Annotated in this window: 9 protein-coding genes; 7 read left to right on the top strand and 2 right to left on the bottom strand. The window is 30.0% G+C overall.

Annotated elements, in window-relative coordinates:
- Positions 1–48 precede the first annotated feature (48 nt).
- Together ACWXVT_RS02910 and ACWXVT_RS02905 are read right to left on the bottom strand one after the other, a co-directional pair.
- The gene (locus ACWXVT_RS02910; protein WP_455968032.1) at positions 49–2181 is read right to left on the bottom strand and encodes a Tex-like N-terminal domain-containing protein; all 2133 of its coding nucleotides are present in this window, start codon (positions 2179–2181) and stop codon (positions 49–51) included.
- Positions 2182–2190: 9 nt separating this feature from the next.
- Complete coding sequence (locus ACWXVT_RS02905; protein WP_438341643.1) at positions 2191–3072, bottom strand: DegV family protein; 882 nt, start codon at positions 3070–3072, stop codon at positions 2191–2193.
- A 120-nt stretch (positions 3073–3192) separates the two neighbouring features.
- Here ACWXVT_RS02905 and tyrS point away from each other — a divergent pair, with 120 nt between their 5' ends.
- From tyrS to ACWXVT_RS02870, 7 genes are all read left to right on the top strand, one after another.
- Complete coding sequence (tyrS, locus tag ACWXVT_RS02900) at positions 3193–4422, top strand: tyrosine--tRNA ligase (RefSeq protein WP_455968030.1); 1230 nt, start codon at positions 3193–3195, stop codon at positions 4420–4422.
- 291 nt (positions 4423–4713) lie between these two features.
- Complete coding sequence (locus ACWXVT_RS02895) at positions 4714–5208, top strand: hypothetical protein (protein ID WP_455968028.1); 495 nt, start codon at positions 4714–4716, stop codon at positions 5206–5208.
- Positions 5209–5245: 37 nt separating this feature from the next.
- The gene (locus tag ACWXVT_RS02890) at positions 5246–5500 is read left to right on the top strand and encodes a hypothetical protein (RefSeq protein ID WP_455968026.1); all 255 of its coding nucleotides are present in this window, start codon (positions 5246–5248) and stop codon (positions 5498–5500) included.
- 95 nt (positions 5501–5595) lie between these two features.
- A complete protein-coding gene (locus tag ACWXVT_RS02885; protein WP_455968025.1) occupies positions 5596–8232 on the top strand; it encodes an MnuA family membrane nuclease in 2637 nt (878 codons plus the stop codon).
- Positions 8233–8318: 86 nt separating this feature from the next.
- Positions 8319–10160, top strand: coding sequence for a type I DNA topoisomerase (gene topA, locus ACWXVT_RS02880; protein ID WP_455968023.1), 1842 nt, complete (start codon positions 8319–8321; stop codon positions 10158–10160).
- Positions 10144–11061 carry a hypothetical protein gene (locus ACWXVT_RS02875; protein ID WP_455968021.1) on the top strand — a complete coding sequence of 306 codons (918 nt, stop codon included), beginning with the start codon at positions 10144–10146 and terminating at the stop codon, positions 11059–11061. Before topA ends, ACWXVT_RS02875 begins: the two co-directional genes overlap by 17 nt.
- A 140-nt stretch (positions 11062–11201) precedes the next feature.
- Positions 11202–13709 carry a hypothetical protein gene (locus tag ACWXVT_RS02870; protein WP_455968020.1) on the top strand — a complete coding sequence of 836 codons (2508 nt, stop codon included), beginning with the start codon at positions 11202–11204 and terminating at the stop codon, positions 13707–13709.
- Positions 13710–13772: the final 63 nt, after the last annotated feature.

The raw sequence follows: 13772 nt of genomic DNA, 5'->3' as shown, positions 1-13772 counted from the left end.
TAAAAGATGATAAAAAAAGCATCGCCGAGGCGGTGCTTTTACTTTTTCTTATTCAACTATTTGAGCGCTTATTCTCGCTCTTTTTACATCAACATCAAGAATTTTGATTCTAACTTTTTGACCCACTGAAACAACGTCACGTGGATTTTTAACAAATTTTTGCGACAGATTCGAAACGTGGACAAAGGCACTTTGTTTTATTCCGATGTAAACAAAGATTCCAAAGTCAGTAATATTCAGTACGTTTCCTTCAAAAATTTGCCCTTGCTCTATATTTTCAATATCTAAAACATCTTTTCTTAAGACGAATCCATCTTTTTGGTCGCGAATGTCTTTGGTTGGATTTATCAGCGCTTCTAGAATCAAGTCGATATCATATTTGTTTGAATTTAACTTGTTTACTAGTTCTTCTTTATTTGCTTGTTTTAATTTTGCAGTATCAATGTTATTTAGATCAATTTTTAGTTCTTTAATTAATTGATTGGCAAGAGCGTAGCTTTCAGGGTGGATTTGAGTGCGGTCGTAAAAATTCTCAGAATTATAAATTCTTAAAAATCCAATCGCTTGCTCGTAACTTTTTGTTCCAAGTCCTTTAACTTTTAGAATTTCTTTACGATTTTTAAAGGCTCCATTTTCATTACGGTAATCAACAATATTGGCTGCTGTTTTAGCACTAAGTCCAGAAATGTAAGTCAAAATTTCTTTTGTAGCAGTATTAGCATCGACTCCAACCTGGTTTACTACCTTATTAACTTTAAAAGTAAGACTTTCAGCCAGTTCTTTTTGATTAACATCATGTTGATATTGACCTACACCAATAGATTTAGGATCAATTTTGACTAATTCATTAAGTGGATCTTGGAATTTTCTTCCTATGTTGATTGCGCTTCTTTGCTCGACACTAAGGTCAGGAAATTCTTCAATAGCAGTCTTTGAAGCTGAGTAAACACTGGCACCAATTTCACTCACGATTGCATAGAAAATGTGGCTAAAATCTTTTTCTGAATTTATCACTTTTGCAACAAATTCTTCAGTTTCTCTTGAAGCTGTTCCGTTACCAATAACAACAATGTCAACGTTGTATTGACGAAGTAATTTTGTCAGTGTTGCTTTGGATCCTACGAAATCATTTTTCGGCGGTGTTGGATAAATAATGTCAATTTTCAAAACGGCTCCAGTTTTTGAAATAACAGCAATTTTACATCCATTGATGTAAGCTGGATCAATTGCTAAAATAGTCTTATCTTTAACTGCCGGTGCAAGTAACATTTGTTCTAAATTTTGTGCAAAAAGTTCGATAGCTGCTTTTTGTGCTTTGTCGAATAATTCACTCTCAATTTCTCTTTCAATTGAAGGGAAAATTAATCTTTGCAAACTATCTTCTAAAGCAAGAAGATTAATTTGACTGGTAGAAGGATTTTTGCAATATTTATTTTTTAATTGTTCAATGATTGCTTTTTCATCAAAGACTCAAGACACATTGATAATTTTTAATTCTTGTGCTCTTGCTAAGGCTAAAATTCTATGATTCGCTGTTTTATTTATTTTGTGTTCGGAATCATAAAAATCTTTGAAAACTTCCTTTTCGTCAATAGCATTTTTCTTTAGTTTAGTTTTTCAAAGCCCATTTCACAAGATTTGACGTTTAACATAATCACGCACTCCTAGATCCTGACTCATTCACTGACTAATAATGAATGAAGCTTGTTCAATGGCAAAGTCGACATCTTTAACTTTTTCATTGACGTATTTAGCTGCTTCTTTTTTAGGATCAAAATTGGTGTTACGAGTACTAAAAATGATTTTAGCCAAAGGTTCTAGCCCTAGAGCTATAGCTTCAGTGGCTTTTGTTTTCTTTCCAACTTTGAAAGGCTCATAGATATTTTCGACTTCTGCTTTAGTTTCTGAAAGTTTAATTTTTTGTTTAATTTCTTCAGTCAAAAGGCCTTTTTCAGTCAAAATTTCGATGATTGCTTCTTTACGTTTATTTAATTCTGTGTTGTATTTGTATAGTTTATCAATTTCACCGATTGTTTCTTCATCTAGTCCGCCAGTCTCACTTTTCCGATAACGACTAATAAAAGGGACAGTTGCCCCTTGTGATAAAAGATTCAATACACCACTAACTTGCTCTTCTTTTAAATTTAATTTTTTAGCTACAAAACTTAAACTTAAATCCATAAATTACTCCTATTTTTTAAATACGTATCCAAATTGTTTTAGTGTTTCTATTTCATCTTTAGTAATAGTTAGGTATGAAAAAGCAATTGCGCCTTTACCAGTATGAATGGCAATAGTAGGACACAATGGAAACACAAAAGCACGACTCAAATTATTTTCTTCTAAAATTTTGCTTACTAGCATTTGAATTTCTACATTATCAGCATTGTTAAACAAGAAATATTTGTCTTCAGCATTTGTATTGTTTTCGTAAAGTTCTCTTGCATATTTAGTTAAAGTTTTTTCAAAAATTCTTCCTTTGGCATATTTGTCTAGTAAACCATCACGAAATTCAATAACAGGTACTATTTTTAATAATTTTGCAATGCTTGCAGCAGCAGGAGATAGTCTGCCACCTCTTACTAATGCTTCGTTTTCTTGCGGGATTAGTAAAGTTTTGTCCTGCGGTTTAGCAAATATCCCAATAGCTTTTTCAAAACTTGCACCATCTTTAATCGCTTTTTGAAAACGTAAAATATCTAGCACAATCGCATGTGAGATTTTTTTTGATTCAACAACGTATGCTTTATTTTCACTTTCTCAGTCTTCAAACATGATTTTTAAAGACTGGTATTGACGTGATAATTCAGTACTAATTGGATAAATTAACACTTTATCGTACTCAGCAACTTGACTTTTGATTGCTTCGATATCACGTGGTAAAGAAGCAGAAGTTGAAACATTTTTAGCACCATTTTGTTTTGCTCAAATAGTTTTAGCATCAACTTCAACTCCGTCTGAATAACTTTTGTCGTCAATGGTTATTTGAATTGGTAAATAAAATCAACCTAATTTTTCAACTTGAACTTTAGTAAGCCCACAACTGGAATCAACTACAATGGCAATTTTCATTACTCCTCCAATAATTTAAAAAATACTTATAATTAAAAGATATATTTTGTTAGTCTTATAATTTAAATATTAATTATATTAGATTACTAAGAAGCCAAGCACAAATTGTTAGGAGATAAGATGCAAAAATTAATTGAAGATTTAAAAAAACGTCAGATTATTAAAGATATTTCTAAAGAAGATAAAATCAATCTTTTTGATCACACAACTGGAGTTTATACTGGATTTGATCCAACCGCTACTTCTTTACACTTAGGAAACTACATTCATATTGTTAACTTGCTAAGATTTCAAAGAGCAGGTTTTAATGCTATTGCCGTTTTGGGCGGAGCAACTGGTATGGTAGGAGATCCTTCTTTTCGTGAAAGTGAAAGAAAGGAAATAGATCTATCAACTCTAGAATTTAACAAAGCCAAAATTAAAAAACAATTAGAAAGCTTTGGTTTAAAAGTAATTGATAATTATGAATTTTATAAAGATTTGAAGTTTCTAGATTTTCTTAAATATAACGGAAAATTAGTTAATGTAAGTTATATGTTAGCTAAGGATTCAGTAAAACAAAGATTAAAAAATGGAATGACATTTACTGAATTTAGTTATCAATTAATTCAAGGACTCGACTTTAACTTACTGTACGAAAAACACAATGTTTGCATTCAACTTGGTGGTTCAGATCAATGAGGTAATATCACAACCGGTCTAGAAATTATCAAAACATTGCATGGCGAAGATCATAAAGCAATCGGTATCACTTGCAATTTATTAACAGACTCGAATGGTAACAAAATCGGTAAGTCGTTTGGTGGGGGAAGCTTGTGATTAGACCGTGAACAAACTTCGCCATATAGTATGTATCAATACTTAGTCAACCAACGCGATGAAGACGTTGAAAAACTTTTAAAATGATTAACTTTTGTTTCTTTAGAAGAAATTGAACATATTATGAAAAAATCAAATGCTGATAAAAGACAACGTTACGCCCAAAAAGTTTTAGCATTTGAAACAATTAAAATTGTTCACGGGGAAAAAACGGCCAAACAATGTGAAGAAATTAGTCAAAAACTTTTTGAAAACGACATTCTAAACTTAAGCGACGATGATTTTGAACTTCTAAAAGGATTTTTACCAGTTTTCGAATATCAAGATGAAAGTGTCATTGATTTTGTTGTAAACAATTCGATTTTAAGTTCTCGTCGTGAATTCAATGAATTTTTAAATAATAAGGCTTTAAGTTTTAATGCTGAGGTTATAACAGATTCACAAAGCAAATTAGACTTTGACAAGTTTGATGGTAAAAAGGGTCTTTTAAAAAGAGGGAAACGTGATTTTTATATCGTTTTCAAAAAATAATACGTGATTCAAAATCAGGAATACCTGATTTTTTCTTTTATTTTTGAACTTGCAAAACGCTTAATCAAAATTTAATTTATAGTCAAATGCCAAAATTGTCAATAACTACAAACTTGATGATCAGTTGGAAATCTAAATAAACAAAATTCGATCGAAAACATTTTAATTTTTGGTACTAATACCATTTTTTTGTCTTTTTAGCGCGAAAATAAAAATATTTTTTTCTCGAAATTAATGTCAAAAACTTGTCTATAATTACGTCAATAACTTTAATTTCGAAGGAGCAATTTTATGAAACTATCTAAAAAACTTTTATCATTTTCACTTTTTACTTTAGTTCCGATAGTGGGGGCAGTGTCAGCTATTTCATGTCAAACAACAGTCAAAAAAGATGACCAAAACACTAAAACTTCAAATAACAAAACTGAAACCAATACAACCACTAACAACACAACAAATATCGAAACAAACACAAAGTCTGATACAACCAATAACACAACAAACACTGAAAACAAAACTGAAACAAACACTACTACCAACACTGAAACAAATAAAGAAAGTACACCTAGTGTAAATCCATTAACTCAAGTAAACCCAGATGTTAAATACTCGACAAACACTTTACTACTTCAATGAGCTAATTCAATTGATAATAATTTAGTTTACGCAAATGACAATAGTAAAGATTTGTTAATAAAAGCTTTTAAAAAACAATTGAACATTTTTCTATGATTATCACAACTCAACAGTTATCGCATATGAAACAAATGATTGACAAAAAGCTAAAGAAGCAAATAATGTAATTTTCAAATGAAGTGACAGTGTGGTGCGTCCAGATGATGGAAATAGATCAAAATACTTCCAAATAACAAGCAATTCAACTCCTTTAGTTGATAACAGCTACAACGGGACCACAACAAAATCTTCAAACAACGTTTTAAATGTAGTTGTAGATGGAAACAATGTTACAGTTTACTATCTAGCTTCAAAATTCGTTGCTTACCATGATGCAATTGTTGCAGGAAAATTATTGAAAACAACCTTTGAAATCGACAATCTACAAGATCAACTAAAATAATTCAACATTAATTTGCCCTAGAAGGCAAATTTTTGTTTGCCTTGCTTTCAAAAAGCAAGAAGGCGATTTGTTAAAATTAAAGTATCGGAGAAAAGATGAAAAAGTTCAAGAAGAAAAAACTATTAATAACAAATTTTGCGCTTGCTGGTGTTTTAATTAGTCCCACTGCGATAGCAAGTTGCAAAAATACTGCTACAGATCCAAAACAACCTGAAAAAGATTACAATCTTGACTTAACAAAAGTCAATGACAGTTTAGATTTCAATTTAGTCGATGAAAATCAAGATAATGAAATACTGTGAGAAGAATTAAGTAAACAAAAAATATTGCTTTTTAACTCAACATCTAATTGTTTAGTAGATGCTGAAAGTAAACAAAAAATATTGCAACTAAACAATAATGAATATCAATTAGCAACTCTCGAAAAAGACACTTTGTCAAATCAAGGTTTGGATTCAAACAATGTAAATAATGACATAAAATATTCATTTGATCCAATAAACGGAATTCTACGAATCAAATACTGATTGGTTGAAAAAAGTTTTGTTAATAATCGACATCGTTTTGACAAGAGACCTTTCGAGAAACATTTTAATTTATCTCGTCACTTTAAAAGATTTAATGATTTTTTTGCTTCAAAAATTCAGAATCATGTTTTGTTAAATAAAAATAACATTTCTTTATTAGTTAACTTGATAAAAAATCAAAATTCATTGATTTTTGACACTCAAAATAAAACAATTAATACTGAAAATAACCCACTTTTTGTCTTTGATGATGAAATAAAATCATTATGAAAACAAGATTGAATTTTAGTTAACAAGCTATCAGAACAATGAAAAAAACCTAATCTTTTACTAGATTACAAAGTTGAAAACAATACTTTCCAAATATTTTTCAAAGCGGCAATTTACAAAGATAACCAAGTAATTTTTTTAACAAATCAAGATCTAAATTTAAGTGTTGAAATTGACAATTTAGCTAACGTAATTGACACACAAAAACATGACGATCTTAAACCAATAGATAATAGCAAAAATGAAAATCAAAATACCGACCAAAACACTCCAAAAGATAAACCTGTCGACAATAACGAACAAGATATAAAACAAGTTGATGATCAAGAAAACAAAAAAGAAGATAATCCGACTTCTCCTAACGATAATAAACAGCAAAATGTCAGCAAATTTGATGCAGTTTATAACAAAATTAAAGATTCTAAACTACAAGTTATAAACAACAAAGATGGTAAATTGCAATCACGTCTTCAAGATAGAAGATGTAGACTATTTTTTAGTGATGAATTAAGAACAATATCTTGAACTTTCAGTCGTTCTCAAACTCCAAGTACTTCCACTTTAGAAAACAATGTCTTTATAAATCTTTCTGAAATATTGCCTAAAGATTTTGCTCTAGGCAATGTGTCTAATTCAGAATCTACACAAATTGATTTTGCTTTCAATAATAAGTCAAACAATTTAACTTTGAATTTCAAAATTTTAGAATTCAAAGATGAAGGTAATGTAGAAAGTCCAAAGCAATACTTATTAACCATTAATATTGACAATAAAGAAGTTTCTAATAACGAGTCAGGAAACAGTCAAAACTCCGACAATAAAACAGAAAATCCCATACCACCAAAAGTAGAACCTATTGATAACGAAAATACACAATTAGACACAAAAACTTCATTCTTGTCGTGAGACAAGTACGAAATTTTAAACATAATGCACTGAAATATAAAAAACTATGGTAATTCTTGAATGAGTGAAAATTCCTTCAAAGTGCAAGCGATTGCTAAAATAATTTCTCAACAAAAACCAGACATTTTCGGTTTGACCGAAATCAATGATGGTAGAAGTGACCAAGTCCAATACATTGTTGATGTTTTAAACAAACTAACCAACAAAAACTACAAATACATTGCTCAACCTGAAAATGAAAGTGTTTCAACCGATCCGCGTTACGAAAAAAGCAGAGAATCTATTGCAATAATTTACGATAGCAACAAAGTTGAACCAATTCCATTTTCGACAAATAAAATAGGTTTTTCATTTTTAGAACAAATCGCAAATAAGCGTTACTATGTTCGTCCACCATTTGCCTTGCAATTTAAATTGAAAGCTAATCCAAAAAGAAGCATATCGACCATTTTTGCTCATTTTGATTCGCCAGGAGCAGGAAGAAGAGAAATTGAGAAACCTTCACAATTTTATAAAGGACAAGGAGAGCAAGAAGTTGCTGAAGCACTTTTTATTCCATATTTATTAAATATAGTAAAAAGAATTTCCAACCCAGATTCAGCTATTATTTTTGGTGCTGACACAAATATTATTGAAGATACTATTTTTCAAAAAATCGATCGTGACAATAATGGAGTAAAAGTGTACAACTTCAGAACGGACAATTCCGATTTGACGACTTTAAAAAATAGTGAAAGAGCATGGTCATCTAAATATGATCGTTTCTTATTTATTGAAAGTAAAGATATAGATGTCATAGATAAAAAAGAAAAACATAGTTTAGAAGATAAATACCTTCCTTTTGCTTATCCTTATCGTTACAACATGTGAGATCTTTTTAAAAAGGATTTTGACTACAAAAATGTAAAAACTTGAATTGCAAATGAGAATCCAAACAAATTAAAAGAAGACATTACAAGAATTTATGCTGTTAATTATGTAAGTGATCATGCACCAGTTCAAATCAGTGCTGTAATTAATTTAAGTTAGTCTTATGACTAGCTTTTTTATATTGCCAACTAAAAAAAGTATTTTTTTAACCTATTTAACCCTTTTTGCTATAAACTTTATACATTATGAGTAAATTACTAATTGTTGAGTCACCTAATAAAGAAAAAACTATTCAAAAATATCTAGGTTCTGATTACAAAGTACTTGCTTCAAAAGGACATATTTTAGAATTAAAAACAACAGGAAAAGATCAATTAGGAATTGATTTAGACAACTGAGAACCACTATATGCCGAAGAAAAAGGTAAAAAAGAAATAATCAAAAAGTTAAGAGCTGAAGCAAAAAATGCTTCGGTTGTTTATATTGCAACTGACCCTGACCGTGAAGGTGAAGCGATTGCTCAAAATTTAGTTGATTATTTAGGTGTAGAAGATAAATATCGTCGTGTAAGATATAACGAAATTACTGCTCGTGCTATCAAAGAAGCAATTGAAAATAGTCATGACATTGACAAAAACTTAGTTTCAGCCCAAAAAGCAAGAAGAATGCTAGACCGGATTATTGGTTTTAAGTTGTCAAAACTAATGAAGAAAACAACAAAAAACACTCCAACTTTACCATCGGCCGGAAGAGTGCAATCAATTGCTTTAAAACTAGTTTGTGATCGTGAAAAAGAAATTAATGATTTTGTTCCGGTTAAATACGAAACAATTCAAGCAAAACTTGAAAATGGAGTTGTTGCTGATTTATACTTAAAACCAAGTATTTTTGACAAAAACACTTGATTAAGTTCAGAAATCGCTGCTCAAGCGCTCAAAACAAAAACCCATTACCTAGAAGTAGTTGATTTCAAAGTTAGTCAACGAAAAGACACAGATGTTACCCCTTATAAACAAGCAGTTTTGTATCGTGAAGCCAAATATGACTCAAAAGTTGTACAAAATGCAGCACAAAAATTATTTGAACTCGGACTTATTACTTATCCAAGAACTGATTCAACTAGAATGTCAGATCGGTTTGTTGTTGAAGCTAAAGAATTTGTTGCTAAAAAATACGGTCAAGATTATGTAACAGAAACAGTTAAAGGCTTCAGTGGAGAGCAAGATGCCCATGAAGCGATTCATCCTACATCACTTGATTTAGATCCAGCAAGTGCTAAGAAAATTAATAATTTATCACCTCAGCAAGCATACATTTACAAATTAGTTTATGACAAAACTTTGATGTCTTTAATGAAGGCACCAGTTCGCGAATTCTATCAATATGATTTAAGAGATGGTTCTTTTAGCTACAAAACATCATTTTCGAAAATAATTTTTCCTGGTTGTAGCTTAGTTAAAAAAGATGATGAGGAAAAAAGCATTGACATTCCAAGTTTTGAAGTTGGTCAAAAACTAAAAGTTAGTGAATATATTCATGAATTAAAACAAACTAATCCACCTGCAAGATACACCGAAGGTTCATTAATTCAAATGCTGGATGATATTAAAGTTGGACGTCCCTCAACTTTTGCAACTACTATTAGCGTTATTAAGAAAAGAATGTTTGTTGAAAGACAAGCAACTAGTCTAGTACCAACCAATTTTGGACAAGTAATCAATGAAAAACTAGTTAATAATTTCAGTACTATTATCAATGAAGAATATACATCGCAAGTTGAAGAACAATTAGATAGAATTGCTGAAGGTCAAGAGCAACTAAAAGAAGTAATGGATAATTTTTGAACAAGTTTTAACAAGGTTTATGATAGTGCTTCACAAACAATGGAAGTCAGTCAACTAGAGCGAGAGTATGTTGGTGAAAAATGTCCTCTATGTGATCATGAATTGGTTTATCGTTATAACAAGTCAAATCGTCAACGTTTCATCGGATGCGAACAATTTCCTAAATGTAAATTTACTAAACCAGATCCAAATGCTAAACCAAGATTTTTCAAACGTAAGGTAGCAAATGAAGAAGAAAATTAGCATTTCACCGCGCATTTTATGACCAATTATTGGAGTTTTTTCAGTTCTTTCACTAGCAGGTATTATTTATTTTGTGTACTACAACTCACAAACAGTGCATGAAAAAAAATATACTAAAGAACAATATGAAAAAGATGCCAATTCTATTAAATTAACACAAATGGATAAAATTGGTTTGGATAATGCTAAAGAAATTTATCAAAGATATTTAGCTAATGTTAATCCAGATTTAGCGCCTAAATTTACACCGCAAGAAATTAGAGCACAAAAAGAAACACAACCCGAAATTGCTAATGATGCAACAACAGAAGAAAACGCTCAACCAATTGTTGAAGATGTAACTAAGCAGAGTCCAAATGAATTTATTCGCACAATAATTTCTTTTAATGCTAATTTCACTCAAAATAAAAACATAGATGTAACTTTCACTGCGCTCAACTGGGATGAAAATGAACCTGATTATTTAAAAATTTCTTATTGAGTAAGTGCAAGTCAGGATAAATACTCAAATTTTCCTACATACAAATTCCAAGATGTAAAAGTTAAAATTTTGCAAACTAAAATTAACATCCAGTCTTCCGATTTCATTCTGGCCTTTAACAAAAAATTACCAAGTTTAAAAGCAATCATCAATGATCCAAGTAGTTCAGATTCAACTTACTTTGAGTCACAAGAATTTAAACAACGAATTTTTGATTGATTTAAAGAGTTAATTGATAGTCAAAGACCAAATGTATATCCAGTGAGTGACTATGATTTCAGTAAGCTAGACAACACAAATTTTGTTACTTATGATGCCAAAAAGGCTAAAAATAATTTGACTGTAAGTTTTTATTTTCGGTCAAAAACTGACCCGAAATTTGATTCGGAAGGTCAAAAGATTGCCTTTTACATTGAATAATCGTTTTCAAGCAAGAACTGTAAGTTTCTTGCTTTTTTATATTTGATTCAAAGCGAAAAACGCCTTTTATATAGTGCTAAAAAACTCACATAGGCCTTTTTGTAGTACAATTTAGAATATTTTAAAAAAAAAGGAGTAATATGAAAAAAACTACCAAATTGAGTGCTTTGTTAGTTCTTTTAACAGCGGTAGCAACAGGTATGTCTATTTCTTATTTGGCGCAAAGCAATCTGGCTAAGAAACAAGAACCAAAAGCAGACCAAGGCGAAATAAGAAAAACTCTTGATGAAATTAAGAGTCTTTTGGAACAGAATAAAGAAAATGAAGCATTCAAAGATGCATTCAATAGTATCAACGAAATAATTGCTAAAACAGAAGAAAGTCTAAATTTATCAACTCAGGGTCAACTAGATAAAAATAATGAGAATTTAAAAAGTCTCCTACAAAGATTAAAAGAAGAAATTGAGAAATATAAACAATTAGCTAATCAAAAGGCTATTTTTGATTCAAAAACAAACGACAATAAGAATTTAATAGAAGAAATAAATCAGTGAATTCAAACAAACAAAGTAGATATTGCAAACGACAATAATTATGAAACTTTGAATGCTTCACTTTCTAAAAATAATGAATTAATTACCCAAGCGACAAATGATAATGATTTAGTTAAAATTTCTTCTCAAAATGATGAGCTTAAAACAAATTTTGATAATGCTAAAAACACATACAATCAAATTAACGAACAACTTAAAAAAGAAAATTCAGACTTAATAAATAGAGCAAATGAATTATTAACAAAAACGAGTGAAAATGTTGATAAATATAGTCAAGAAATTACTCAAAATACTCATGCTTTAGAAGATAAAAATAGCGATTTGGTTGCTAAAAATGATTCATTGAAAACATTAATTAGTGATTTAGAAAATCAAATTACCAAAGAAACACAAGATGCAGAAAACAACAACCAAAACAATCAAAACACTGATTTAGTGACAAAATTAACTGAACTAAAAAAAGCATTAGACTCAGTAAACACTGAAAGTTCACTGAAAGCTTCACAAGATGCCCAAAATGCCTTGGATAAAAATGCAACAGATTTTAAAGAGAATCTACCAATTGAACAAAAACAAGAAATTAACAAGAACCTTGAAACAGCTATAGAAAAAGCGCAAGAAGCTCTTGCTTGAGAACAATATAATCTAGCAGTTCAAAAAGCTAGTGAACTAATGCAAAAACTAAATAATTCAGTTGATGATGTTACCGAATATAAACAACAATTGCAAAAAGTACTAAACGACAATACAAAAAACACTTTAAGTACAACTATTCAAATAACTAGAGCAACAAACAATATTAATCAAGTTGTTGAAAACATTATTATATTACGTAGAAATGAGCTTATTAAAATTAAAAACGAATACTATGCTTTACAAGTTAGTTCAAATGATTTAGTTTTAGAATTTAATGAAATTCAAAAGCGTGAAGACAAAAACGAAAAACAGCAACAAATTGACACAATTGCTAAAAACTTGTTAGCAACAAACGTTGTGATTTCAGAAGATGTGACACCTTATAAACAAGCAATTCAAACAATTAATGAAACTAATTCAATGATTGAAGAACTTAACTTATATTTCAAAAATAAAGATGCAAAATCTTGATATGATCAAAATAAAGGTGAACAACCAAGCCAAACAATGATTGAATTAAATAATCAAATCACTGCTGTTACAAATGCGTTGGAAACTAACGAAAATCTTGATGTTAAAACCTTGTATGATTCGCTAGTAAAAGCTTGAAATAATGCAATGTTAGAACAAATAGTTCAAAAGAGTGATGAATTAATTGCTAATAATACAAAACGTCAAAGCTACATATATACAGATGAATATAAAGCAAGAGAAAAAATTAATGAAATAACAGAAAATACAAAGGCAACAAAACAAGAAGCAGTTGAATTGCAAAGCGAAAACTCAGTTCAAGACTTTAAAAAAATCCAAGAAATGTGAAATGATGCCAACAGTGGCGACAGTGACGAGTTATCACAAAAATGACTAGTCTTTTGATTGATATATTACTACTACAATAAGCTAGTCGATTTTAATAATGATAACTTCAAATATGACTGAAAAACAGAAGCAACAAGCGAACTTTTTGGTGATCCAGATCAGAAAATAACCGATTATTTTATGGGCGGATTAGGTTGGTACCTACGACAATTACTTGAGCTAAAAGATAAATTTTTTACTGAAAAGGGATTGTTTAAAAAATTTGAATACAAATACATGGGCTTTGGTCCACTTGAATCTTATTATTTTGAAGTGTATATGTATCTTCATTACTTTACTCAATGACTGATAAAAGTGGCTCCAGAAAATGTAAAACAAAGCCAAGAATATAAGGAATTTTTACCTGATGATAGAGCAGAATTTGCATTTTTATATGAATCTATGGATTGAATGTCAACACATTTTTTCGATAACGGCACATATCTAGATAAAGCAAAAAGTGATGATGAAGTAATAAGCAGAGCATTCCAATACATTGATAAACTTACAAAAATGCTTGCAGAAAATGGAATAGTTGCAAGTCCAGGTGAAGAAATGCCACACTATGAAAGAGTAACAGACGAGTCTTTCTTTGCTTAAAATATAGAATAAATAAAAGTCGCAAACCTAATTGCGACTTTTTTCTTGCACAAAAAAAGATAA

Source organism: Mycoplasma sp. 1573 (assembly GCF_053851775.1).
Note: the sequence above shows the minus strand (reverse complement) of the source record. Positions and strands in the feature narration are given on the sequence as shown.